The organism is Saccharothrix hoggarensis (genome assembly GCF_042678885.1).
GTDB lineage: Bacteria > Actinomycetota > Actinomycetes > Mycobacteriales > Pseudonocardiaceae > Actinosynnema > Actinosynnema hoggarensis.
On record NZ_JBHTLK010000048.1, the window covers coordinates 14,483 to 37,159 of the forward strand.

The 22,677-nt window shown below is 73.0% G+C and carries 18 protein-coding genes; 9 read left to right on the forward strand and 9 right to left on the reverse strand.

All coding sequences use genetic code 11. The annotated features are described in order from the left end of the window. Positions 1–42: 42 nt before the first annotated feature. The 3 genes from ACFQ3T_RS11980 (at position 43) to ACFQ3T_RS11990 (ending at position 2,947) form a co-directional block, all read left to right on the forward strand. Positions 43–732: a hypothetical protein gene (locus ACFQ3T_RS11980; protein WP_380723309.1), complete on the forward strand. Its 690-nt coding sequence runs from the start codon at positions 43–45 to the stop codon at positions 730–732. A gap of 13 nt (positions 733–745) precedes the next feature. Beyond that, positions 746–1,705 carry a hypothetical protein gene (locus ACFQ3T_RS11985; protein ID WP_380723310.1) on the forward strand — a complete coding sequence of 320 codons (960 nt, stop codon included), beginning with the start codon at positions 746–748 and terminating at the stop codon, positions 1,703–1,705. Positions 1,706–1,777: 72 nt separating this feature from the next. Beyond that, positions 1,778–2,947, forward strand: a complete 1,170-nt coding sequence (locus ACFQ3T_RS11990; RefSeq protein ID WP_380723311.1) for a PucR family transcriptional regulator — start codon at positions 1,778–1,780, stop codon at positions 2,945–2,947. Between the two features lie 401 nt (positions 2,948–3,348). Here the strand turns inward: ACFQ3T_RS11990 and ACFQ3T_RS11995 are convergent, their stop codons facing one another. Further along, positions 3,349–5,247 (reverse strand): helix-turn-helix domain-containing protein, encoded by a 1,899-nt coding sequence (locus tag ACFQ3T_RS11995; protein ID WP_380723312.1) that lies wholly within the window; start codon positions 5,245–5,247, stop codon positions 3,349–3,351. A 322-nt stretch (positions 5,248–5,569) separates the two neighbouring features. Continuing rightward, complete coding sequence (locus ACFQ3T_RS12000) at positions 5,570–5,911, reverse strand: ArsR/SmtB family transcription factor (RefSeq protein WP_380723313.1); 342 nt, start codon at positions 5,909–5,911, stop codon at positions 5,570–5,572. Positions 5,912–6,072: 161 nt separating this feature from the next. Here ACFQ3T_RS12000 and ACFQ3T_RS12005 point away from each other — a divergent pair, with 161 nt between their 5' ends. Next, on the forward strand, positions 6,073–7,539 hold the full coding sequence (locus ACFQ3T_RS12005; protein WP_380723314.1) for an MFS transporter: 1,467 nt from the start codon (positions 6,073–6,075) through the stop codon (positions 7,537–7,539). 145 nt (positions 7,540–7,684) lie between these two features. Next, positions 7,685–9,178, forward strand: coding sequence for an FAD-dependent monooxygenase (locus ACFQ3T_RS12010; protein ID WP_380723315.1), 1,494 nt, complete (start codon positions 7,685–7,687; stop codon positions 9,176–9,178). Between the two features lie 144 nt (positions 9,179–9,322). Here the strand turns inward: ACFQ3T_RS12010 and ACFQ3T_RS12015 are convergent, their stop codons facing one another. Both ACFQ3T_RS12015 and ACFQ3T_RS12020 read right to left on the reverse strand, forming a co-directional pair. Then, complete coding sequence (locus tag ACFQ3T_RS12015; RefSeq protein ID WP_380723316.1) at positions 9,323–11,008, reverse strand: BBE domain-containing protein; 1,686 nt, start codon at positions 11,006–11,008, stop codon at positions 9,323–9,325. Positions 11,009–11,052: 44 nt separating this feature from the next. Further along, positions 11,053–11,547: a cupin domain-containing protein gene (locus ACFQ3T_RS12020; protein ID WP_380723317.1), complete on the reverse strand. Its 495-nt coding sequence runs from the start codon at positions 11,545–11,547 to the stop codon at positions 11,053–11,055. Between the two features lie 236 nt (positions 11,548–11,783). Between ACFQ3T_RS12020 and ACFQ3T_RS12025 the strand changes: the two genes are divergently transcribed. Genes ACFQ3T_RS12025 through ACFQ3T_RS12035 form a run of 3 tightly spaced genes read left to right on the forward strand, consistent with a single transcriptional unit; the run spans position 11,784 to position 15,222 of the window. Further along, positions 11,784–12,752, forward strand: coding sequence for an oxidoreductase (locus tag ACFQ3T_RS12025; protein WP_380723318.1), 969 nt, complete (start codon positions 11,784–11,786; stop codon positions 12,750–12,752). Beyond that, entirely contained in the window at positions 12,752–13,852 is a 1,101-nt protein-coding gene (locus ACFQ3T_RS12030) for a phenazine antibiotic biosynthesis protein (RefSeq protein ID WP_380723319.1), read from the forward strand. The genes ACFQ3T_RS12025 and ACFQ3T_RS12030 overlap by 1 nt, the downstream gene beginning before the upstream one ends. Then, positions 13,852–15,222, forward strand: a complete 1,371-nt coding sequence (locus tag ACFQ3T_RS12035; RefSeq protein WP_380723320.1) for an aldehyde dehydrogenase family protein — start codon at positions 13,852–13,854, stop codon at positions 15,220–15,222. Before ACFQ3T_RS12030 ends, ACFQ3T_RS12035 begins: the two co-directional genes overlap by 1 nt. Before the next feature lie 64 nt (positions 15,223–15,286). Here the strand turns inward: ACFQ3T_RS12035 and ACFQ3T_RS12040 are convergent, their stop codons facing one another. Genes ACFQ3T_RS12040 through ACFQ3T_RS12060 form a run of 5 tightly spaced genes read right to left on the reverse strand, consistent with a single transcriptional unit; the run spans position 15,287 to position 20,992 of the window. Continuing rightward, positions 15,287–16,483, reverse strand: a complete 1,197-nt coding sequence (locus tag ACFQ3T_RS12040; protein WP_380723321.1) for a 3-hydroxybenzoate 6-monooxygenase — start codon at positions 16,481–16,483, stop codon at positions 15,287–15,289. 10 nt (positions 16,484–16,493) lie between these two features. Further along, the gene (locus ACFQ3T_RS12045) at positions 16,494–18,356 is read right to left on the reverse strand and encodes an anthranilate synthase family protein (protein WP_380723322.1); all 1,863 of its coding nucleotides are present in this window, start codon (positions 18,354–18,356) and stop codon (positions 16,494–16,496) included. Then, complete coding sequence (locus ACFQ3T_RS12050) at positions 18,353–19,015, reverse strand: isochorismatase family protein (RefSeq protein WP_380723323.1); 663 nt, start codon at positions 19,013–19,015, stop codon at positions 18,353–18,355. The genes ACFQ3T_RS12045 and ACFQ3T_RS12050 overlap by 4 nt, the downstream gene beginning before the upstream one ends. A 22-nt stretch (positions 19,016–19,037) precedes the next feature. After that, the gene (locus ACFQ3T_RS12055; RefSeq protein WP_380723326.1) at positions 19,038–19,826 is read right to left on the reverse strand and encodes a 2,3-dihydro-2,3-dihydroxybenzoate dehydrogenase; all 789 of its coding nucleotides are present in this window, start codon (positions 19,824–19,826) and stop codon (positions 19,038–19,040) included. Next, complete coding sequence (locus ACFQ3T_RS12060; protein WP_380723324.1) at positions 19,823–20,992, reverse strand: 3-deoxy-7-phosphoheptulonate synthase; 1,170 nt, start codon at positions 20,990–20,992, stop codon at positions 19,823–19,825. Before ACFQ3T_RS12060 ends, ACFQ3T_RS12055 begins: the two co-directional genes overlap by 4 nt. 525 nt (positions 20,993–21,517) lie before the next feature. Here ACFQ3T_RS12060 and ACFQ3T_RS12065 point away from each other — a divergent pair. Further along, a partial coding sequence (locus ACFQ3T_RS12065) for an IS701 family transposase (protein WP_452603479.1) occupies positions 21,518–22,677 on the forward strand: 1,160 nt, incomplete at its 3' end.

A 22,677-nucleotide genomic window follows, 5' to 3' on the forward strand; every position in this document is an offset into this window, starting at 1 on the left:
ACTCGGGTGGGGGCGGTGCGTCGACGGTGGGGAGCCGGTCTGGTGGCTGGGGGTCGCGGCGGGTTGTCCGCCGTCTCGGTGGTGTTGTTGGCCCCGGCGTTGGCGTTGCTCGGGAACCTCGCGACGAACACCGTCGAGGTCTCGTGGCGCTGGTGGTCGTTGACGGTGTGGGCGGTCGTGGCGCTGCTGGTCGTGGCCACGGTGTGGGTGGAGGTCTCCCGCGCGCGCTCTCGGGCCGTGGACGCCGACGATGATCCGCTCGACGACGATCCCGCCGACGGCGAGCCGGTGATCGTGACGTCGCAGTTCCTCGACGTCGACTACTCGCGTGACGACGTGACCGGCTCGCTGATCCCCGTGAGCGGCCACGTGCTGCGGCTGGTCGTGGAGAGCCGCAGCCGACGCCGGGTGGTCCTGCGGTCGCTGCGGCCGGAGGTCGTGCGCCGGGAACCCGCCCGCGGTCGGTTGCTGCCGCACGCCGGGTCGATCCGGACCAGGGCGTTCCGGCTGGACCTGAGCGACGGCGCGCCCGTGCTGAAGGCCTTCACGCGCCAGGACGACTTCCCGCTGTGGGTGAGCCGGGACGAGCCGGAGGTGATCGACGTCCGGGTGGTCAACACCGACGGCGTGGTCAGCTGGCGGCTGTTCCTCGACTGGACCGTGGACGGCCGCAGCGGCAGCGTCGCGGTCGACGCCGGCGGCCGGCCGTTCCAGACCGCGCGACGACCCTGAGAGGGGATGTGACATGGCCAGGTGGTTCGGGCGCCGTGACCAGCGGGACCGGGGGCAGGAGGGCGGGCAGCCGCACGGTGGGCAGCCGCACGGTGGGCAGCCGCAGAAGCCGCTCTTGGAGCAGCTCGCCGAGGCGATGGGGGTGGGCGTGGCCGGACCGGTCAACGACATCCACCTGTCGCCCACCCAGCACAAGGTGCACGATGCGATGATCACCCGCCCGAGCGGCCTGGTCGCGGTGCTGGAGTCGCTGAGCCAGTGCTCGCAGCTCATCCCGCCCGGCGTGGTGGAGAACCCGACGACGCTGGAAGTGCCGGTCACCGGACACAACGTGGTGCTGTCGCTGGTCAACGACGCGAAGGGGCCCGTCGTCGTCACCGACTTGCGCGCGGTGTTCACGTCGTTCCTGACGTACGACTTCCCCGCGCAGCTGTTCGCGTCCGCGCCCGGCCCGATGGCGGTGCTCACCGAGGACCTGCGCACGTCGGCCGAGGAGTCGGTGGGCGGCAACAGGCCGCTGGAGAAGCCGCACTACGAGGTCCACCTCAGCGCCGGCGTCCGCCCGCTGGTCGTGGAGGCCCTGCTGCCCGACGGTGAACGCCCCCGCGAGCAGGTCCCCGTCCCGCTGACGCTGGAGCCGGGCGGGACGGCGCGGATCGTGCTCGCCCCGGTGACGCACCTGCCGGAGTGCATCGGGTGGCGCCTGGTGCTCCGCTGGCTGGAGGACGGCGCGGAGCTGTACGCGGCCTGGGACCTCCTGGTCACCGGCAACACGTGCTGGCGGCAGACGGACCCCGCCGGCGAGTCGGGCCCGCGCCCCGCCGGCGACCTCGGCCACTGGGATCCGCACACCTACTACCGCAAGGGCCACGACATCTACCACGACCGCCTGGAGATGACCGTCCAACCGACCCCCGCGTGGTCGGACGCGATCCGCCGGGCACGCGAGCAGGCCACTCCGCCCACGCCGTGACGCCGCGTCCACCCGGCAGGGCGGACGGGCCACCGGGTGGGCGTCCGCGCGCCCGGTTGCGAGACTTCGCGCATGGCACGGAAGAAGCGGGCGGCGTCCGCGCCCGAGGTGGACCTGTTGGCCGACGTCGCCGTCCGGGCGAGCCGTGACGCGCAGGGCGTGCCCGCGGACCTGCTGGAGGGCTACCTCGACGACCTCGACGAGGTCAGCGTGACGGGGCGGCAGCCGGGGCCGGACCGGTTGCGGGTCCGGCGCGAGGCGGGCGCCCGCGCGGCGGTGCAGGGCGTGTCCCTGCGTGGCGTGGTGGACCTCCACCTGAGCGCCACGTGGCTGGCCTGGTCGTCGTTGTCGGGCGTGCGGCGGGCTTCCGGCGCGGACGGTGTCCGCACGGCCGGTGAGGCGGTCTTCAAGGCCGCCGACGCGGCCGTGATGGCGGTCGCGGAAGGCTACGAGAGCGCGCAGCGCTGGTCGGTGCGCCAGGAGGAGTCGTTCCGCCGGGAGTTCGTCGACGACCTGCTCGACGGCCGCAACCTGGGGCAGCTCGCGGAACGGGCCGAGCGGTTCGGGCTGCGGCTCGCGGGCAGCAACGTCGTGGCCGCCGTCCGCACCGCGTCGCCGGTGGTCGACGGCGGCGAGGTGGCCCGCGCCGTGGAGACGTCGCTGGACCTGCGGCTCGGCTCGCGGGACGTGCTCGTCACGACCAAGGACGGGCTGCTGGTGTGCGTCGCGCCCGAGGCGATGGCGACCGTGCCGGACGAGTTCACGCGGCAGGTCGCCGCGGTCCTGGGCGCCGACGACCCGTGGCTGGTGGGGCTCGGCCGCGCCCAGTCCGGCCCCGGTGGCGTCGTGCGGTCGTTCGAGCAGGCCCGGTACGCGTTGGACATCGCCGAACGCCTGCGCCTGCCGGGCCGCCTGCACCGGGCCGCGGACCTGCTCGTCTACCAGGTGCTCCTGCGCGACAGCGCGGCGCTGGCCGACCTGGTGTCCGTCGTGCTGGAGCCCCTGCGCGGCGCGCGGGGCGGGGCGGAGCCGCTGCTCGACACGTTGTCCGCCTTCTTCACCAGCGGGCAGAACGCGACCGCGTGCGCACGCGGCCTGCACCTCGGCGTCCGCACGGTCACCTACCGCCTCCAGCGGGTCAAGGAGCTGACCGGCTACTCCGTGGACGACCCGGCGCAGGCGTTGTCCCTCCAGGTCGCGGTCCTCGGCGCGCGGCTGCTGGGCTGGCCGGGACCTGCGTGATCAGGCTCGGTGACGTGCTTCCTTGCCGGGTTCCGGCAAGGAAGCGAGCGCCGCGCCGGCCGGGTGGCCACGTTGTGCCCGGTGATCGCCCAGGGGAGCATTGGCGCAGGCCAGGACGTGAGGCCGAGGGTGGTACGGGGCAACGTGGGGGTGTGTGGTGGTCGGGTCTTCGGTCTGGCTGCCACCGACGTTGTTGCCGGGAGTGGTGGAGGTGTCCACCCCCACCCCGGTCCGCGTCTGACGAAGGCCCTGGGGAGGGAACGATTCCCCGCGTCGGGGGACGGGGGAGGGGAATCGGTCGGGGCACCGGAGCACAGGCGACACAGGCCTGGCTCCGGTGCGCCGAGTCGTGTTCGGCCCACCGCCGCGCTTACCGTCCACAATGGACCAAGGTGCGGCCGCTAATCGCCTCCGAGGAGGGTCTTGCGGGTCCGGCGCAGCTTCAGCGCCAACTGGATCTCCATCGACCGGGACGGCGTCTGCCAGTCCGCGCCGAGCAGCGCGGCGATCCGGGTCAGCCGCCGCGAGACCGTGTTCGGGTGCACGTACAGGGTTTCCGCCGCGTACGTGGGACTTCCGCCGGACTCGACGTAGGCCTCCAGCGTCCGGGTCAGCTCGGTGTAGTGCTCGCGGTCGTAGTTGACGACCGGCCCGAGCGTGGAGTCCACGAACCCGTCCACGTCGTGGTCGTCGGACAGCAGCACGCCGAGGAAGCCCAGCTCGCGCGGCGACGCGACGCGGCCCGGCGTGTCGAGCAGCGTCAGCACGTCGAGGCACCGCACGGCCTCCCGGTGCACGCGCGGGATGTCGGCCAGGTCCGTGGTCGGCCCGGCCGCGCCCACCGACACCGGTTGCCCGATCAGCGGTGACAGCTCCGCCGACACGGCCGTGCCGACGGCGCCCGCGTCCTCGCCGGGCAGCAGCAGCACGACGCAGCCCTCCTGGGACTTGGCCAGGCCGCCGGCCCGGTAGGCGTACGACGACGCCCACACCAGCGCGCGCCCGGGTGAGCCGCCCTCGGGGCGCGCGACCACCACGACGTGCGGCTGGGACAGGTCGAGGGAGAGCCTGCGGGCGCGTTCGGTGAGCCGGCGCGGTGAGCGCTGGGTGGGGATGAGCAGGTCGTCGAGCAGTTCCTCGCGGACGTGGCCCTCGGCCGTGACGGCGCTGGACTCCAGCATCCGGACGAGCGCGACGTTCTGCGCCACCGCGCGCAGCAGTCGGACGCCGGCGTCGTCGAGCGGCGCGCGGCGGCGCAGGACCAGCCCGCCGTGCGCCCTGTCGTCGACGGTGATCGGCGCGATCCACGTGTCCTCGGCCAGCCGGCGCGGCACGCCGTCGGTGTGGGCGTCGAGCAGGCCGGTCCGCACGTCGAGGCCCGCCGGCAGCTGGGTGGGGCAGGTGGCCGCGATCACCCGTTCGGCCGGGTCGAGGACGAGCAGCGCTCCCTGCAGCGCCTCGGCCGCCGCGCCGGTGAGCGTGGCCAGGTCCGCCCCGCGCAGCACCAGGGCGGTCAACGTGCTCTGGACGCGCTGCACGTCGTCCAGCGCGGCGGCCTCGTCGGTGGCCTGGTCCAGCCGCTGCTGGAGGTGCGTCGCGGCGGCGGTGGCGCGGTCGACGCGCTGCGCCTGCTCGACGGCCACGGCCACCAGGGCGGCCAGCGAGGTGAGCAGGGAGACCTCGTCGGGGGAGAAGTGGCGAACGCCGCGGTCGGCCACGTACAAGGTGCCGAACGGGTGATCCCAGCCGTGCATCGACGCGGCGACCAGGGCGTGGACGCCGTCCGCGGCCATCATCCGGGCCAGCTCCGGCGGTAGCCGGGGCGCGTCGCCGGCGTCGATGTCGGGCGTCCACACCGGACCCGTCCACAGTGGACCGGACGGGCGGTCGTCCGGCGGGTCGGCGAGCCGCACCACCAGGCCGTCCGCGGTGTGCAGCCGGCCGTGGCCGAGCGCCCGGTCGTAGTGCGTGAGGTACGCCGCGTCGGCGCCGACGAGCAGCCGCGCCCGGCGCGGGATGATCGACAGCAGCGCGTTGAGGTCGTCGGACAGGATCAGCTCGCGGGCGATGTCGAGCAGCGACGACAGCCCGGCCTCACGGCGCCGGCGCCGCCCGAACAGCTCCCGCACCTCCTGGGCCAGGGCGCGGGCGGCCAGCAGCTCGTCCACCGCTTCCGGGGGCGCCCCGCCGTCGCGGGCGCGCCGGACGAGGTCGTCCACTTGGCTCATCGGCGCTTCGTTCGCCAGCAGTTCGAGCACGTCCAATGCGCCCGTGCTGCGGCCGGTTAATCGCGACACCATCAGACCAGTCCCCCAACCGGATCTCATCATCGGACATTGTCCGCAGGGTCGGGGACGAGTCGAGGAACGACTGTCGACCCGACAATACATGCCAACATAGGGCAGTTGAATGGGAATCGTCAACGAAGTTCGATCAAGGACCGGTCGGTGGCGGTACATCGCCCTGACCAGCGCAGATGGCGTTCCGTAGTGGTTCGGGGAGGCCGCGGTACCGACATGTGGACGCCTGGTCGGGTGAGTGGCGCGTCACCCTTGATTTTGCTAGCGCTTTCGGCGGGGTGCTGGGGGTTCAGCGCGGTTCGCGCGGATTTCGGAATGGCGTTCAGTCGATCGGACCAAAGGCGGCGGCGTGCACCGGCGCGCCGTTCATCACCGAGTTCAGCACGACGTCGAGCAGGCCGGGGAATCGGGCGTCCAGGTCCTCGCGCCTCAGCGACACCAGCAGCTCGCGGCCGACCGGCCGCTGGCGGATGATCCCGCCCTCCCGCAGCACCCGCCAGTGGTGGGTGAGCGTGGACTTGGACATGTCGCTCAGCACGCCGCCGCACCGCTGCTCACCGCCCGCCGCGAGGATGCGCACCATCTCGAGCCGCACCGGGTTGCCCAGTGCGGCGAAGACGTCCTGCAGCCGGATCTCGTCCCGCGATGGGTGTCGCGCATCCATGTCCTCACATTAACCCAGCTGTCGGTGTGCCCGGCCGGTCTCGGCGCGGGGCGGGATGGGCCGATCGGGGGGTGGTGACCGACCGGGTTGTGCTGACCATACGATTGTACAAGGATAGTCGTACAGTCGAACAATCCCGACGACGAAAGGCCGCGACCCTCATGTCCTCCACCCCATCGGCACCGCCCGGAACGGCGGGCCGCCTCGGCTGGGCCATCGCGCCCCTGGCGTTCGCCCAGCTCATCGTGTCGCTGGACATCTACATCGTGTTCGTCGCGATGCCGGAGATGGGCACCGAGCTGGGGTTCTCCGCGCAGAACCTGCAGTGGGTCGTCAGCGCCTACGCGGTCGCCTTCGGTGGCTTCCTGCTCCTCGGCGGCCGGGCGGCGGACCTCTTCGGCAAGCGCCGCATGTTCATGGTGGCGCTGGCCCTCTACGGGTTCTCGTCGCTGCTCGGCGGCTTCGCCGGTGACCCGCTGACGATCATCATCGTGCGCGCGGTGCAGGGCCTCGGCGGCGCGCTGCTCTTCCCGACCACGCTGTCGTTGGTCAACACGCTGTTCGAGGAAGGCCGCTCGCGCAACCGGGCGCTGGCCATCTGGGGCGGCGCGGGCGCCAGCGGCCTCACCCTGGGCTCGCTGCTCGGCGGCGTGCTGACCGGCGCGTTCGGCTGGGCCTCGGTGTTCTTCGTCAACGTGCCGCTGGCCGCGGCGATCGCGCTGAGCGCCCTCTTCCTCATCCCGGCCGACAAGGCGCGGCCCGCGGGCAAGCGGACGTTCGACCTGCCGGGCGCCCTGACCGTGACGGCCGGTGTCACGCTGATCGTGTTCGTCCTCGTGCAGGGCCCCGAGTCGGGGTGGTTCGCCGCGCCGATCGTCATCTGCGCCGTGCTCGGCGTGCTGCTGCTGGTGGCGTTCACGGTGATCGAGTCGAAGACCGCCGACCCGCTGATGCCGCTGCGGCTGTTCGGCAACCGCAGCCTGGTGACCGCCATGGCGATCACCTTCACGTTCATGGGCACCTTCGGCACCCTGCCGTACTTCCTCACGGTGTTCTTCCAGGACGTGTTCGGCTACACGGCGCTCGTCACCGGCGCCGCGTTCCTCACCCAGGCGGTGGCGATCGCCGTCGGCACCCAGGTCGGCGAGCGGATGACCAGCCGCAGCGGCACCCGGCCCAGCCTGCTCACCGGTTTCGTGGTGGGCGGCGTCGGCACCGTCGTCCTCGGGTTCGGGATCGTCGCCGACGGCTCGTACTGGGGCGTCGTGCCGGGACTCGTCGTGATGGGCGTCGGCCAGGGCATCGCGTGGACCGCCATGTGGATCGCGGCGGCGGCCGGTGTCGCGCAGGACGAGCAGGGCATCGCCTCCGGCATGGCGTCGACGACCCAGCAGACCGGCTACGCGGTCGGCCTCGCCATCTTCGTGGCGATCGCCAACGCGGGCACCCGCGGCCTGTCCGGCGACGCGCTGCGGGTGGCCGTGTCCGACGGCATCCAGCTCGCCTTCTACATCACCGGGATCGCCGCGCTGGCGGGCGCGGTCATCGCGCTGACGCTGCCGAAGCAGGTCGCGCGGGCCGGTGTCGCGCAGGCCGAGCCGGACGCCGTGCCGTCGCGGCAGCAGTGAGCGGAACCGGTGACGTGCCGGTGTCGGGCGCGGCGGTGGTCGCGCCCGACCCCGGCGGTCGCGACGAACGACCCTGGAGGACCACGATGACCCCGGACCACGTGCGCCGCGCCGCACGTCCGCCCCGACCCGCGGGCGGCCGGCCATGACCGACTACGACGTCGCCATCTCGGGCGGCGGCCCGGTCGGGATGCTGCTCGCGGTGGAGCTCGCGATGCACGGCGTGCGGACCGTCGTGCTGGAGAAGCTGCCGCGGCCCACCGGAGAGTCCAAGGCGGGCACCCTGCACGCCCGCACGGCCGAGACCCTGCACCGGCGCGGCCTGCTCGACGCCGTGCAGCCCGGACCGCGGGCGTCGGCCCGCCGCGCCGGCCCGGTGACCTTCCACTTCGCCGGCCTGTTCAACCTCGACATCTCGCGGGTCGTGGACGAGGGCCCGGCGATCGTCGGCAGCCCGCAGGCCTACGCCGAGCAGGTGTTCGCCGACCGCGCCACCGCGCTGGGCGCCCGGATCGAGCGCGACAGCGAGGTCGTCGGGCTGGACGACCGCGGCGACCACGTCGTGCTGGAGGTCCGCTCCGAGAGCGGCGCCACCCGCACCGTCACGGCGGACTGGGTGGTCGGCTGCGACGGCGCCCGCAGCGCCGTCCGCAGGCTCGCCGACATCGCGTTCGTCGGCACGCCGGGCACGGTGTCCGCGCTGATGGGCGACGTCCGGCTGCTGGACCCGATGGGCGCGCCGGTCGGCTGGCAGCGCAACCACCGCGGCTGGACGCTGTTCTGGACCAACCCGTTCGGCCACAGCCGGGTGTGCACGTACGACTTCCGGGCGCCGCACCCCGACCGGTCCGCGCCGGTGACGCTGGACGAGCTGAGCGCGGAGGTCGAGCGCATCGCGGGGTTCCGGGTGCCGATGGACCAGCCGCGCTGGCTCACCCGGTTCACCGACGCGGCGCTGCAGGCCGAGACCTACCGGCGTGGCCGGGTGTTCGTCGCGGGCGACGCGGCGCACGTGCACTTCCCGGCCGGCGGCCAGGGCGTCAACCTGGGCCTCCAGGACGCGGTGAACCTCGGCTGGAAGCTCGCCGCGCAGGTCGGCGGCTGGGCGCCGCCCGGCCTGCTGGACACCTACGACGCGGAACGGCGTCCGGTGGCCGCACGGGTGCTCTACAACGTGCGCGCGCAGGTCGGCCTGATGCTGCCCGACCCGCGGATCGACTCGCTGCGCGAGCTCTTCGTGGAGCTGATGGACCTGCCGCAGGTCAACGACTTCCTCGCGGGCATGATCACCGGCGTGGACGTGCGGTACGACACCGCCCACCCGGACGACCCGCTGGGCGGCCTGTTCGCGCCGGACCTGAGGCTCAAGGTCGGCACCGAGGTCAACAGCCTCGCCGAGCTGCTGCGCGCCGGGCGGCCGGTGCTGATCGACCTGGCCGACCGGGAGCGGCTGCGCGAGGTCGCGTCCCGCTGGTCCGACCGCGTCGACGTGGTCACCGCGAGCTGTGACGACACGCTGGCCGCGCCGACGTTGCTGGTCCGCCCGGACGGCTACATCGCGTGGAGCGGCACGGGGATGGACTCCGACCACCACCGGCTGGCCGCGGCACTGCGGCGGTGGTTCGGCGAACCCTCCTGAGCGACGACGGGCGCCCGCGCCGCCGCGGGCGCCCGTCGTCGTTCTGTTCAGGCCGTGAAGACCACGCCGTGAAGCTCTGGCCGTGAAGCCCAGACTTGAAGCTCAGGCCGTGAAGCTCTGGCCGTGGTGCTCGGTGCGTCGGGCTCAGGGAAGGCGGACGGACTGGCGGTGCCGGAAGAAGTCCGTCGGGTCGTACTTCGCCTTCACCCGCTGGAGCCTCGGGTAGTTCTCGCCCCAGTACAGCGTGTGCCACGGGACGCCCGAGGTGTTGTGCGCCGCCTCGCTGATGTCGGCGTCGCAGTAGTTCACGAAGCAGCCGGACGTCTGCGCGTTCGACACGGGCACCTTGCCGGTCCCGCCGTACACCTCCTCGTAGAAGCGGCGCAGCCACGCCACGTTGGCGTCGTCGTCGGCAACCTCCGTCCAGCCCGACTGGTAGAGCACCTTGAACGCGCTGTCGCGGTGCACCAGCGCGGTGTCGGTGCGGCCGACCGCGTTGACCTGGCCGCCGTACGAGCTGAGCACCGCCTGGGCGAAGGGGTTCGAGAACCCGTCGCCGCCGGACAGGTGCCGGTACAGCAGGGCGATCTGCGAGTCGGTGAACCCCTTGCGGTGGTACGCCGACTTGTGGTCGCCGCGCAGCGTCGGGTCGACCAGGCGCGGGTGGATGGTGCCCAGGTACCGCGTGGCGGTGAGCCAGCTCCACCGCTTCGGCTCGACGAACTGGGGCAGCGGGCCGTGCTCGCCCGACGGCCGGGTGACGGCGCCGTGCGGCAGGTCGACGCCGCGCGTCACGTCGGCGATGAACCGGGCCAGCAGGTCCTCGCTGTCCGCCCGGTCGACGTTCATCGAGGTGAACAGGCTGATCTCGCCGGTGGCCCGGTGGTTGAGGTTGAGGAAGCTGCACAGCCCCGCGTACGGCCCGCCGGGCGCGGCGTTGGCCACGTGCCAGTCGGCGAAGTTGCGCACCAGCGTGGCGAACGTGGCCTCGGTCAGCCCGTCCCACGACCACGCGATGGCGCTGAGCAGGACCTCCTTCGGCGGCTTGGGCAGGATCTCGGCCGGGTTCGTGGACCGGGCCGACGGCGAGCGGAACAGGTAGCGGGTCACCACGCCGAACGTGCCGCCGCCACCGCCGGTGTGCGCCCACCACAGGTCGCGGTTGGGGTCGTCCGCCTCGCGCGTCGCCACCACCAGCCGGGCCCGGCCGGTCGCGTCGACGACCACGACCTCCACCGCGTACAGGTGGTCGACCACGAGCCCTTCCTTGCGGCACAACAAGCCCCAGCCGCCGCCCGCCACGTGGCCGCCGACGCCGACCGAGTAGCACTGGCCCGCCGGGATGGTCACGCCCCAGGTCTTGAACAGCAGCTCGTACACGTCCAGCAGCGTCGCGCCCGCCTCGACGGCGAACGCGTTGTACCGCGCGTCGTAGTAGACCGACGTCATCTCCGACTGGTCGAGCACGATGTCGACCTCGGGGTTGAACACGAAGTCCTCGTAGCAGTGGCCGCCGCCGCGCACGGTCAGCCGCTTGCGCGCGGTCACCGCCTCCTGCACGACCAGCAGCGACTGCTGGGGCGTCGACACGACGCGGACCGAGTCCGGTGCGGCCACCCAGCGCCGTTCGAGGCCGACGACGAGGTCGGCGTAGCGGGGGTCGGCCGGGCCGATCGTCACGGGCGCGAAGGTCCGCGCCGCCACGTCGGTCGCCTCGGCGCTGGGCGCGGCGCCGGCCAGTCCGGGCGACGCCGCGGCCGCGGCCACGCCGATCGCGCCCGTGCCCGCCAGCAAGCGCCGCCTGCTGATCCGTCCGCTTTCGTGGTTCATCTCGCGCTGTGCGCCTCTCTGGTCGCCGGAATCGCTGATCGACTTCACGGGATGATGTATTCGTCGCCGAACTGCGGACCGATCCGCAGACCGAGTTCGACATCGGCCAGCCGTTGGCTCTCCGGTGGCGGCTCGTCGCCTTCCACGGCGGGCACGCCGGCCTGGTTGAAGAACCTGTCCTTGCCGCCCGGCGTGAGCAGGATGAGCATTTTCGCCGGGGTGTCGCCGACATTCGTGAAACTGTGCAGCGTGCCGCGCGGGACGTAGATGAAACCGCCGGCCGGCACTTCGCGCTCACCGCCCTTGTCGCGGATCTCCACGACGCCTTCCAGGACGTAGAACGACTCTTCCTCCCAGTGGTGCACGTGCGGCGGAGGACCACCTCCGGGCGGCACCACGGCCTCCATGAGGTACAGCATCTTGCCGGTGTTGTGCTCGCCGGCCTTGATCGTGTAGCGGTCGCCGAACGCCCACCTGCTCGGGCCCTCGCCCGGCCCCACGTAGACCACCCGGTCGTCGTTCTGGCCGAGAAAACTCATGCGCCCCCTCCGGATCGAAGATGTTTCCGGTAGGTCCGTTCGTACCTGACCGCGGGAAGGCGGCCAAGGAGTCGGCCGGTGAATATGTCAGGTCGCCCACGACGCGGTTTCCGCTGGTCCGGTGCGGGTTTCCGAAGCAGGTGACACATTCGTGCCCGGTGCATTGCGCGTGGATGCGGGACAGGATTGGCTCGAACCCGAGATGAACTGACCCGCGACCGCAGGAAAGGTGCCTCATGAATAACGCGGACACCGCACTGCCCGCCGCCGCGGCCGGCGAGCTGACCCTCGGCGGCGACCTGCGCATCCGGCGGATGGGGTACGGCGCCATGCAACTCGCCGGGCCCGGCGTCTGGGGCCCGCCCGCGGACCGGGCGGAGGCGGTCTCGGTGCTGCGCCGCGCCGTCGAGCTGGGCGTGAACCACATCGACACCAGCGACTACTACGGCCCCCACGTGGTGAACGAGCTGATCGTCGAGGCGCTGCACCCGTACCCGGACGACCTGGTGCTCGTCACCAAGGTCGGCGCCCGCCGCACGCCCGACCGGGCGTGGCCGTCGGCGCTGTCGCCGGCCGAGCTGCGCCAGGCCGTGCACGACAACCTGAGCCGGCTCAAGCGCGACCGGCTCGACGTGGTGAACCTGCGGATCGTCGAGGAGGCGGGCGGCCTGACGCCGTCCGACTCGATCGCGCCGCAGGTGGAGACGCTGGCCGAGCTGCGCGAGCAGGGCCTGGTCCGGCACATCGGCGTCAGCAACGTCAGCGCCGCGCAGTTCGAGGAGGCGCGCTCGATCGTGCCGATCGCGTGCGTGCAGAACGAGTACAACGTGCTGCGTCGCCGCGACGACGACCTGGTGGACACGTGCGCCGCGAACGGCATCGCCTACATGCCGTTCTTCCCGCTGGCGACGTTCACCCTCCAGCACGACCGCGACCCCGGCGCGGACGCGAAGGTGCCGCTGGCCACCCCGGTCCGCGACGACGCGCTGGCGACCGTGGCCCGCCGCCACGACGCCACCGTGCACCAGGTGTCGCTGGCGTGGCTGCTGGCCCGCTCGCCCGCGATCGCGTGCATCCCCGGCACGTCGTCGCGCCGGCACCTCGAGGAGAACACGCTCGCGGCGACCATCCGGCTCACCGACGACGACCTCCGCGACCTCGACATCCACCGCGACTCCGGCCGATCCCGACAGGAAGTGAGCTGATGGCGACCGTCGCCGACCCCGTCCTGGACCTGCCCTTCGACACCCGGCCCGACCCCGAGGAGTTCCTGCGGGCCGCGCTGCGCTGGCACTTCTCCCCGGAGACCGGCGCGCCGTTCTGGGTGGAGCGGGCCCGCTCGTTCGACTTCGACCCGGTCGAGGACATCCGCGGCTACGCGGACCTCCGCCGGTTCCCCAACCTGGCGAACGCGCTGCGCGACGTGCCGGCGCGGGACCTGGTGCCGCGCGGCTACGGGCCGGACCCCGACATCGTCGGCGTCTACGACAGCGGCGGCACGACCGGCGCGCCCAAGCGGGTGGTGCTGCTGCGCGAGTGGACCGACCGGATGCTCGCGTGGAGCAGCGCGCAGCTGGACCGGCACGGCGTGCCGCGCGGCGTGGACTGGCTGCAGGTCGTGCCGACCGGCCCGCACATGGTCGGCGAGACGTTCGCGCGGCAGACGGTGGCGCGCGGCGGGTGGCCGTTCACCATCGACATCGACCCGCGGTGGGTCAAGAAGCTCCTCGCCGACGGGCGGTCCGCCGAGGCGGGCGCGTACACCGAGCACCTGGTCGACCAGCTCGCGCACCCGTTGGAGTCGCAGGACATCGGCGTGCTGCTGCTGACGCCGCCGGTGCTGGAACGCCTGGCCCGGCGGGACGACCTGGTCGCCCTGGTGCGCAAGAAGGTCAAGGCGATCATGTGGGTCGGCACCCAGATGGACGCCGACACCCGCCACCTCTACCGGACCGAGGTCTTCCCGGACACCGTGCTGGTCAGCGGTTTCGGCAACACCATGCTGCTGGGCCACACGTGCGAGCGGCCCGGGCTGACCGACGACGACCCGTGCGTCTACGACCCGTTCTCGCCGTACATGTCGCTGGAGGTGGTGGACGAGGACACCGGGGAACCGGTCGGCATCGGCGAACGCGGCCGGCTCGTCATGCACCACGTCAGCAAGAGCCTGTTCCTGCCGAACAACCTCGAACGCGACTACGGCACCCGCATCGCGGGCGTCGACGGCCAGGTCGGCGACTCGGTGGCCGACATCGCGCCGGTCAAGGTGTTCGACGACGAAGTGGTCATCGAGGGGGTGTACTGATGGCGCCGGTCGCACTGGACGCCCTCGGGCCGTCCGGTCCTTACCGGGCCCGCAACCGGGTGGTCGTGCCGGACGTGCGCGGCGAGCCGTTCGCCGAGCTGAGCATGGTGCCCCGGCTCTACGTCGACCGCGCGCTGGCCGCGCTGCGCAAGGCGCCGAAGCTCTCGGTGGAGGACCGGACCACCGCGCTCGCCGAGGCGGCGCGGATCTTCCTCGGCGACGTCGTGGAGGGCCTGTCGTTCGAGGACTACGAACGGGCGGTCAGCCGGGTGTCGGGCGTGCCGATCTCCATCGTGCGGCGGGCGGCGAGCGAGATCGCCGACGCGGCCGAGCAGGCCCGCCCCAGCGCGTACGGCGCACGTCCCAGCGGCGCGGTCAGCGACTGGCTGGACCCGGTCACCCGCGAGGGGCACGGCGTGTGGACTCGGCGCGGCGACGTGTTCGCGGTGCACGCGGCGGGCAACCACCCCGCGCCGCACGCGTTGTGGCTGGAGGCGTTGGCGCTGGGCTACCACGTGGCCGTGCGGCCGTCCCGGCGCGAGCCGTTCACGCCGCACCGGCTGGTCAGCGCGTTGCGGGCGGCCGGGTTCGGGCCCGACCGGGTGGTCCTGCTGCCGACCGACCACGCGGGCGCGGACGCGATCCTCGCCGGCGCGGACCTCGGGCTGGTCTACGGCGGTGACGACGTGGTCCGCAAGTACTCCGGCGACGCCACGGTGCTGCCGCAGGGGCCGGGCCGGTCGAAGATCCTGATCACCGCGGACACGGACTGGCGCGAGCACCTCGACACGATCGTCGACTCGATCAGCTTCCACGGCGGGGTGGCGTGCCTGAACACCACCGGGGTGCTGGTGGAGGGCGACCCGGCGCCCTTGGCGGCGGCGATCGCCGAGCGGCTGGCGGGGCTGCCGAGCCTGCCGCCGGAGGACGACCGCGCGGTGTTGCCCGTGCAGAACGCCGAGTCGGCCCGCGCGGTGGAGCGGTACCTGCGGGCGCAGGCGCGGGAGTCGAAGGCGTGGCTGGGCGGTGACGGCATCCTCGACGAGCTGGGCGACGGCAGCACCGTGCTGCGGCCCGCCGTGCACCAGCTCGACTCGGCGGACGACCGCCGCCTGGGCGTGGAGCTGCCGTTCCCGTGCGTCTGGGTCGCGCCCTGGTCACCCGAGGACGGCACCGCGCCGCTGCGCGGAACCCTGGTGCTGACGGCGATGACGAACGACCACGCCCTGGTGGACCGGCTGCTGGACGAGCCGACCATCAGCAACGTCTACCTCGGCGACCACCCGACGTACTGGTTGGAGCCGGGCGTGCCGCACGACGGGTTCCTCGGCGAGTTCCTGATGCGCAGCAAGACCGTCATCCGCGGCTGATCGAGCACGCGCGACAACGCCCGGCCGGATCGTCCCGGCCGGGCGTTCGTCGTCGTGCCCGCGGTCAGGCGCCCGGTGACGCCAGGGCGTCGAAGCGGCGGGCGCCGTGCAGCCAGGCGACGGCGTCCTGCAGCTCTTCCTGCGACATGCCGGACAGCAGGGCGTTGCGCGCCTCGGCGTCCTCGCCGGCCGGGTGGTAGAGCCGCTCGCCCATGAACCTCGCCACCAGCTGGGCGCGGGCGGTCCGGTCACGGCGCTCGTCGCGGAACCGGGCCAACCGCTCGGGCACGTCGGACGGCCCGCAGTCGAGCAGGTCGCCCAGCAGCACGGCGTCCTCCAACGCCATGCACGCGCCCTGCGCCGCGTACTGGAGCATCGGGTGCGCGGCGTCGCCGAGCAGCACGACCCGCCCGTCGACCCACTCGTCGACCGGGTCGCGGTCGCACAGCACCCACGTCCGCCAGTCCTCGCCCAGCTCCAGCAGCCGCCGCGCGCGGGCGCCCATGCGCGCGAACTGCCCGCGGACGTGCTCGGTCGCGGCGGGGCGGCCCACGACGACCTCGGTGGCGCCGTCGTCGCGGGTCGCCGCCAGGTTCAGGTACTTCCCGCCGCCGATGGGGTAGTGCACGAAGTGCCACTTCGGCCCCGCCCACAACGTCACCACGTTCCAGCGCAGGTCCTCCGGCACCCGTTCCATCGGGATCACCGAGCGGTAGATGGTGTGCCCGGAGACCTTCGGCTCGCCGTCGCCCACCAGCTGGCCGCGCACGGTGGACCGGATGCCGTCCGCGCCGACCAGCACGTGCCCGGTCACCCGCGCGCCGGAGTCGAGCACGGCGACGACCTCGTCGCCGTCCTGCTCGTACCGCGCCACCGGGCTGTCGACCCGCAGCTCGACGCCGGGCGTCCGCCGGCACTCCTCCAGCAACGGCTGGTACAGGTCGGTGCGGTGCACGACCGCGTACGGGTTGCCGAACCGGGCCCGGTAGTCGTCGGTGAGCGCCATCGCGGCCACCGTCCGGTCCGTGGTGCCGTCCATGAACCTCAGCTCGTCCACGAACACCGCCCGGTCCCGCACGGCCTGGCCCACGCCCAGCACGTCCAGCGCGTGGAACGCGTTGGGCGCGAGCTGGATGCCCGCGCCCAGCTCGGTGAACTCGCCGCGCCGTTCCAGCACCGTCACCCGGTGCCCGCGCGTCGCGACGGCCAGCGCCGTCGCCAGGCCGCCGATGCCGCCGCCGGCGATGAGAACCCTCGTCATGCCACACCCCTCACAGGTTCAGCGCCTCGACCAGCAGGGCGCCGATGATCCGTTCGCCGTCCCTCGTGAGCACCGACTCGGCGTGGAACTGCACCGACGCGAAGTGCGGTCCCCGCAGCGCGTGCACCTCGCCCGGCGCGCCGTCCACGCCCTCCTTGCTCACCTCGACCACCCCGACACCGGCGCAGTCGACCTTGTCATGGGTGCTCCGGGCCGAGAACGTGTTGTAGAAGCCGACGTGCTCCGGGACGCCGAACAGGGAGATCTCCTTCTGCACGCCCTGGTTCGGCACGTCCCGCCGCGCGATCCCGAACCCGAGCCTGCGGCTGAGCACCTGGTGGCTCAGGCACACCGCGAGGAACGGCCGCCGCTCCTCCAGCAACGCGTCCACCGCCGCGCCGAGGTGCGCGATCTTCGGGTGCGCGTCGTCGCGCGGGTCGCCCGGACCGGGGCCGAGCACCACGACGTCGTGCCCGTCGAACGCGTACTCCTCGTCGTACCGCGCCACGGTCACCACCAGCCCCAGCGAGCGCAGGATGTGGGCCAGCATCGACGTGAACGTGTCCTCCGCGTCCACCACCAGCGCCCGCAACCCCGCCAGCGCGGGCACCGGCCGCTCCCGCGCGCCGGGTTCGGCCAGCCAGAAGCCGGCGATGGGGGTGTTCCGGTCGCGCAACGCCTCGCGCACGCTCGGGTGGTCGCCGAACCGCGTCGTGTCCGACGACTCCAGCGCGGCCAGCAGTCCGGCGGCCTTCGCCCTGGTCTCCGCGACCTCGCTGTCCGGGTCGGAGTGGCGGACGAGGGTGGCGCCCACGCCGATCCGCAGTCGCCCGCCGCGGGAGATGTCGGCGGTCCGGATGAGGATCGCCGAGTCGAGCGCGTGACCGCCGTGCTCGTCGTGGCCGAGCAGCGCGATCACCCCGCTGTAGTAGCCGCGGCCGACGGGCTCGTGCCGGCGGATCACGCGGCACGCGCTCTCCAGCGGGCTGCCGGTGACGGTCGGCGCGAGCAGCGTCTCGCGCAGGATGTCGCGGGGGTCGAGCGAGCTGCGGCCCTCGATGAAGTACTCGGTGTGCGCGAGGCGGGCCATCTCCTTCAGCCGCGGCCCGGTGACGCGGGCGCCCCCGTCGCACACCCGGCTCATCATCTTCAGCTCCTCGTCCACGACCATGTACAGCTCGTCGGACTCCTTGCGGTCGGCCAGGAACCGCATCACGTCGGGCAGCGACGGCCCGGACGCCGGGTAGCGGTAGGTGCCGCTGATGGGGTTCATCACGGCCTCGCCGCCGGCCAGGCTGATGTGCCGCTCGGGGCTCGCGCCGACGAACGTCCGCTCGCCGGTGTGCACGATGAACGTCCAGTACGTGCCGGTCTCCCGGCGCACCAGCCGGCGGAAGAACGCCAGCGCGGCGGCGGGGGAGTAGTCCCGGACGTCCGCGACGAACGAGCGCTGGATGACGAAGTTCGCGCCCTCGCCGGTGCCGATCTCGTCCGCGACCACCCGGCGCACCAGGTCGGCGTACCGGTCGTCGGCGATGTCGAAGTGCCCGTCCGACAACCGGATCGGCACGTCGGGGATGCGGTCGAGGGTGTCCTCCAAGGGCAGCACCTCCCGTGCCGTCACGGACAGCGCGAGCAGCGGCTCGCCGTCGTCCACCGCCGCGAACCCGCGTTCCGCGATCTGCCGGAACGGCACCAGCACCAGCGTCTCCGCCGGCGACCGGCCGTCCTCGGGAAGCTCGACGTCGGCGAGCAGCGCGGGTTCGGACACCGTGCCCAGCAGCACTTCCAGGGCGTCACCGGCGACGTGCGGCCGGTGCAGCAGGGCGAACGGCGGCGGCGACGTGCCGAGCACGGCGTCGAGAGCGCTCATCGGACGCCCAGCCGGGCTTCGGCGGGCACGCAGGCCAGCACCGCGTCCGTCCGCACGACGGCCGCGCACCGCTGCGCCACGTACTCCAGCGCGTTGCGGTGGTGGCGCTCGTCGAAGTCGCCGAGCGCGTCCGACACCACGAACGGCGCGATGTCGTTGCTGAACGCGTCGACCGCGGTGGCCTGCACGCCGACGTGCGCGTAGACACCGCACAGGATCAGCTGGTCACGACCGGCGTCGGCCATCCGCCGCGCCAGGTCCGAGCGGAAGAACGCGCTGTAGCGCCACTTCGTGAACTGCCAGTCCCGCGGCTCGGGGGCGAGCCGGGGCACGATCGCGCGGTCCGCCGGGTCGACCCGCATGCCGGGCCCCCAGAAGTCGCGCAGCAGACCGCGCTGCTCGGGCGTCATGTCGCCCGGCTGGGCCGTGTAGGCGACCTGCACGCCGTGCGACCGGCTCCACCGCAGCAGCGCGGCGATGTTGTCCACCAGTTCGTCGCGGAACTCCGGCACCACGTCGAAGGGGCGCAGGAAGAAGGACTGCATGTCGTGCACGAGCAGGACCGCGCGCTCGGGTGTCACCGTCCACTGGACCTCGTTGCGCGGCAACGATTCCGGTGTCGGCATCGAGTACGGTTCGATGGGCGGGATGCCTGGCATGGAGCTCCTCCAGAGGTGTCGCCTAGACGCCGAGGGTGGCGCCGCCGTCGACGGTCAGGTCGTGCATGGTGATGTGCCGGGCCTGGTCGGAGAGCAGGAACGCGACCGCCTCGGCGACGTCCTCGGGGCTCGCGACCCGACCCAGGGGGATGCCGACCCGGAACGCGCCGGGGTTGCCCGCGAGGGTCGCGGTCCGGTCGGCCTCGTCGTGCCACATCGAGGTGAGCATCGGGGTGTCGGTCGAGCCGGGCGCCACGACGTTGCAGCGGATGCCGTGCCGCGCGACCTCCAGCCCGAGGACCTTGGTGAACATCGTGGCCGCCGCCTTGGACGCCGCGTACGCCGCCATCGCCACCCGGGCCGTGCTCGCCGCGTTGGAGGCGACCGTGACCACCGCGCCGCGGCGGCGCGGCACCATCCGGCCCACCACCGCGCGGGACACGTTGAACACGCCGGTGGCGTTGACCGCGAACGTGCCCGCCCAGTCCTCCTGGGACAGTTCGAGGGCGCCGCCGAGCCGCAGCACGCCCGCCACGTTGACCAGGGAGTCCACCGGGCCGGTCTCGCGCTCGACCCGGTCCACCAGCGCGTCGACCTCGGCGTGGTCGGTGACGTCGGCGGTGTAGCCGGTGACGGCCAGCCCTTCGGCGACGAGCTTGTCGACCGCCTCGGCCAACCGCGCGGGGTCGCGGTCCACGGCGGCCACGGTGGCGCCGCGTGCGGCGAGGGTGCGGGCCACCGCCGCGCCGATCCCGCCGGCGGCGCCCGTGACCAGGGCTATCCGGTCTCGCATCACGTCCTCCGCGCTCATCCGGTCCACGCCGCGACCACCGACACCGCCTGGGCGGGGTTGAGGCGCGGGTCGCAGAACGTCGTGTACTTGTCGCCGACGTGGCCGAGGTCGCCCGGGTGCGTCGCGCACTCCGTCACGTCGTCGGTCGCGGTCTCCAGGTGCAGGCCGCCCGCCACGCCACCGCCCTCGGTGATCGCCCGCTGCGCGGCGCGGATCTCGTGCAGGACGGTCTCCACCACCCTGGTCTTCAGCCCGGACGGCGACCGCACCGTGTTGCCGTGCATGGGGTCGCACAGCCAGATGACCGGGTGCCCGGCCGCCCGCACGGCCGCGACGAGCACCGGCAGCCGTTCCTCCACGGCCTCCGCGCCCATGCGGGAGATCAGGGTCAGCCTGCCCGGCTCCCGGTTCGGGTCGAGCTTCCGGCACAGCGCCAGCAGGTCCTCGACGGTGGTCTTCGGCCCGACCTTGCACGCCACCGGGTTCACCACGCGGGCCAGCAGGGCGACGTGCCCGCCGTCCGGCTGCCGGGTCCGCTCGCCGATCCACGGCCAGTGCGTCGAGGTGAGCACCAGGTCGCCGGACGGCGTGCGCCGCACCATCGGCAGCTCGTAGTCCAGCAGCAGCGCCTCGTGGCTCGTCCACACGGGCGCGTCGATGGCCGTCGCGCCACCGCTCGGCCACCCGAGGTTGACCATGACCTCGCGGGCCGCGAGGTAACCCGACAGCAGCCGTCGCGGGTCGGGCCTGCGGCGCTCCGGGTCGGGTTCGGGGCTGTTCACCATGTGCCCCCGGTAGACCGGCAGCTCGACGCCGCCGACGACCTCGGTCGGCTCCGACCGGGGCTTCGCGAACTGCCCGGCGAGCCGTCCCGCCCGCAGCACGGGCTTGTGCGTGTTCAGCTTCATCGTCCCGGCCAGCACGTCGAGCAGCGCGGCCTTGCGCGCCACGTACCCGACCGTGCACTCGGCCGGGTCCTCCGCGCAGTCGCCTGCCTGGATCACGTGCGCCTCACCGGCCGCGACCCGCGCCAGCAACGTCCTCAGCGTCCGCACGTCGTCGACGCCGACCAGCGCGGGACGGGTCGCCAGGTCCCGGCGGACCCGCGCGATCCGCGTCGAGTCGGGCCACTGCGGCTGTTGCGGCGCCTGGTGCGGGATGATGTCCCGCAGCTCCTGCTCCACTGGGCTTCTCCCGTTCGCCGTCCACCGCGCACGAATGCGATGGCTACCGCGATCGTGGCCGGCCGGAGCGCGGCCCGGCAAAGGAAAGCCGCCCGAGTCCATCGGGTCCGCCCGAATACGTCAGATCAGCCGTCAGGTGTCAGGTCGCGGGGCATTCGGTTGAATTCGGCGGCAACACGAGGTGACGCGCCGGCCTTTGGCGGGACTTCGACGGGGCTTTGGCGGGACACCGGCGGGACTTTCCAACCCGACCGGAATCCGGCAACGTCCACAATGTCGGTCCTGGCGGTGTCGCCGCAGGTGAGGGCGGTTGAGGTGCGGTCACCAACAGTTTCGACGTGAGGGGTGGTGTGCCGACCACCTTCCACGGCGGCCCCTGTCGGGCAACACTCGGTGGGACCACTCGACGAGTGTCTCCATCGAATGCGATGGTTTGGGGGAAGGTACGTGAGCGTAGCCTTGTCGCCGCGCCTCGACCTGCACCGCGATGTGCTGGACGAGCTGTGCAGCGGGCTGTTCACATCCATGTTCCGCAGCGATCAACGCCGGAAGGGAATGTCGTACCTCTACGGCCTGCTCACCGCACCGGGGCGCAAATCCATGCGCAACATCGCCGCGGCGGTCGGCGGTCACGCCACCGAGCAGAGCCTGCACCACTTCATCAGCGACTCGACCTGGGACTGGGCCCCGGTCCGCGAGGCGCTCACCGACTACACCGTCAGGGCGATGCCACCGCAGGCGTGGGTGGTGCGCCCGATGGTGATACCCAAGGCGGGCAACGACTCCGTGGGCGTCGGCAGGCGGTTCTGCCCCACCCTCGGCCAGGCCCTCAACGCGCAGCACGCGCTCGGCGTGTGGGCCGCGTCGGACGAGGTCAGCAGCCCGGTGAACTGGCGGCTGCACCTGCCGCACGCCTGGCTGCGGGACGAGCGCAAGCGCAGCCGCGCGTCGATCCCCGACGGCGTGGGGGAGGAGAGCATCACCGATTGCGTGCTGGAGGCCTACCTGGAGGTGGCGTCGCGGCCCGGTGTCCCGTCACGTCCGGTCGTCCTCGACGCCCGGTGCCTGGACATCGAGCGCCTGGCCCGCCGCCTGCGCGCCGCCGGCACGCCGTGGCTGGTCCGCATCGGCACCAACCACCGGCTCACCACGGACGACGTGCGGCTGCCCGGCCTGACGTCCGGCGCGGTGCCCGCGTACCAGCTCATCGGCGCGCTGCGGTCGGCCCGGCGGCTGCTCAACTGGACCGACCACGAGCCGATCCCGACGACCCGCACCGACCTCGTGGCCGCCGTGCGGGTCGGCCTGCCCACCGAGAGGGGCGTGGACGAGGTCACCGACCTGCACCTGATCGGGACGGGCCTGGTGGGCCACCCGTGGCCCGCGCAGCTGTGGCTGACCGACCTGGGCGACTCGGCGGCCCCGGCGGAGCTGCTGCGCCTAGGCAAGCTGGTCGACCGGGTGGACCGGGACGCCGTGGACATCGGCGAGCGGGTCGGCCTGCGCGACTTCAGCGGCCGGTCGTTCGCGGGCTGGCACCGCCACGTGACCCTGGCGTCGGCCGCGCACGCCCTGTGCGCGTCGACCGACCCGGGCGCCCGCGCCGTGGTGGAAGCGCCGGCGCCCCGGACCCCCGGGGCCCGCGGCCGGGTGTTCGGCTGGGCCGCCCGGCGACCGGAAACCCG

Coding starts and splice junctions, on each gene's coding strand:
- ACFQ3T_RS11985 (WP_380723310.1), top strand. CDS start 746: ATGGCCAGGTGGTTCGGGCGCCGTGACCAGCGGGACCGGGGGCAGGAG.
- ACFQ3T_RS11990 (WP_380723311.1), top strand. CDS start 1,778: ATGGCACGGAAGAAGCGGGCGGCGTCCGCGCCCGAGGTGGACCTGTTG.
- ACFQ3T_RS11995 (WP_380723312.1), bottom strand. CDS start 5,247: ATGGTGTCGCGATTAACCGGCCGCAGCACGGGCGCATTGGACGTGCTC.
- ACFQ3T_RS12000 (WP_380723313.1), bottom strand. CDS start 5,911: ATGGATGCGCGACACCCATCGCGGGACGAGATCCGGCTGCAGGACGTC.
- ACFQ3T_RS12005 (WP_380723314.1), top strand. CDS start 6,073: ATGTCCTCCACCCCATCGGCACCGCCCGGAACGGCGGGCCGCCTCGGC.
- ACFQ3T_RS12010 (WP_380723315.1), top strand. CDS start 7,685: ATGACCGACTACGACGTCGCCATCTCGGGCGGCGGCCCGGTCGGGATG.
- ACFQ3T_RS12015 (WP_380723316.1), bottom strand. CDS start 11,008: ATGAACCACGAAAGCGGACGGATCAGCAGGCGGCGCTTGCTGGCGGGC.
- ACFQ3T_RS12020 (WP_380723317.1), bottom strand. CDS start 11,547: ATGAGTTTTCTCGGCCAGAACGACGACCGGGTGGTCTACGTGGGGCCG.
- ACFQ3T_RS12025 (WP_380723318.1), top strand. CDS start 11,784: ATGAATAACGCGGACACCGCACTGCCCGCCGCCGCGGCCGGCGAGCTG.
- ACFQ3T_RS12030 (WP_380723319.1), top strand. CDS start 12,752: ATGGCGACCGTCGCCGACCCCGTCCTGGACCTGCCCTTCGACACCCGG.
- ACFQ3T_RS12035 (WP_380723320.1), top strand. CDS start 13,852: ATGGCGCCGGTCGCACTGGACGCCCTCGGGCCGTCCGGTCCTTACCGG.
- ACFQ3T_RS12040 (WP_380723321.1), bottom strand. CDS start 16,483: ATGACGAGGGTTCTCATCGCCGGCGGCGGCATCGGCGGCCTGGCGACG.
- ACFQ3T_RS12045 (WP_380723322.1), bottom strand. CDS start 18,356: ATGAGCGCTCTCGACGCCGTGCTCGGCACGTCGCCGCCGCCGTTCGCC.
- ACFQ3T_RS12050 (WP_380723323.1), bottom strand. CDS start 19,015: ATGCCAGGCATCCCGCCCATCGAACCGTACTCGATGCCGACACCGGAA.
- ACFQ3T_RS12055 (WP_380723326.1), bottom strand. CDS start 19,826: ATGAGCGCGGAGGACGTGATGCGAGACCGGATAGCCCTGGTCACGGGC.